Here is a 1,195-nt window from a genome sequence, read left to right on the forward strand (position 1 = left end):
GGTGAGCTGCTGCAGCGCAGCGAGTTCGTTCTCAATGTTCATGGCAATCTTCTCAGGCTCGAAGTGTGTTCCGGTCGCGATGAATACGACCATGTGGTTGGCGGGTCTTCAGACGCGAAGCACAGCTTGTCATTGCGCGGGCAAAACCGGCCACTGATTTGCGGGTGAAAATCGGCCATTGAGGAGCGGTGTGTGAGGTTTTTTCAGCACGATGTGTGCTGGAGGAACAGACGCATGCCGAACCGATTATCAATGGCGAAGATGAATTCTATTGAGACGTTACATCGATCCGGGCACTCGAACCGATCAATTGCCAGGCTGCTGGCGATCGATCGGGGGACGGTCAACAAGTATGTCCAGCAACTGAAGCTGGCGGCGGAAAACCGGCCAAACCCGCGCACCGGGTCTGAGGATGTTGCGGACTCTGAAAATCGGCCAATCCCGCAAAATGAGCAGGGAGATTCTCTGGCACACATGGGACTGTTAGCGGAAGAGCTTTCTCAGGTTGAGCCAGCGATTTTGAACGGTCCCAAGAGTCAGTGTGATCCTTACCGGGAGGTCATTGAGAAGAAGCTGGACCAGGGACTCTCGATGACGAGGATTCATCAGGATCTCAGGAGCGAACATGGGTTCTCTGGCAGCTATCACTGTGTCCGCAGATTTGTGAATCGCCTCGGAGCAAGGACTCCACTCCCGTTTCGGAGGATGGAGACTGAACCAGGCGAGGAGGCTCAGATTGATTTCGGCACCGCCGCGCCGATCATCACACCGGATGGCAAGAAACGCAGGCCGTGGATGTTTCGGATTGTGCTGAGCTGTTCACGGAAAGCCTACAGCGAAGTGGTCTGGAGGCAGACGACGGACAATTTCATCGCGGCGATTGAGAATGCCTTTCATTACTTTGGGGGAGTTCCCAAACGACTGGTGATCGACAACTTGAAAGCGGCAGTTAAGAACGCCGATTGGTACGACCCGGAGATCCATCCGAAGCTCCAGTCGTTCGCGATGCATTACGGGACAGTCTTCGTGCCCACGAAACCGTACACGCCGGAGCTGTAGACATCGGTCAGAAAACGTAGCGCTCGACGGGCGAAAAACGGAGCGCTGTTGTTGATAAGGAACCCGGTGGAGGGATGTGAGCGTCTCGGCCGGGAGTGTCGGTACAGGTTATTTCGTCTTTGATTGGCCAGAGCTT

General features: G+C 55.1%; 1 protein-coding gene. It reads left to right on the plus strand.

The annotated features are described in order from the left end of the window. Window positions 1-234: 234 nt before the first annotated feature. Complete coding sequence (gene istA, locus KOR42_RS26310) at window positions 235-1,059, plus strand: IS21 family transposase (protein ID WP_146512756.1); 825 nt, start codon at window positions 235-237, stop codon at window positions 1,057-1,059. The last annotated feature ends 136 nt before the right edge of the window (window positions 1,060-1,195 follow it).

The sequence above is a fragment of the Thalassoglobus neptunius genome (assembly GCF_007859735.1).
Classification (GTDB): Bacteria; Planctomycetota; Planctomycetia; order Planctomycetales; family Planctomycetaceae; genus Thalassoglobus; species Thalassoglobus neptunius.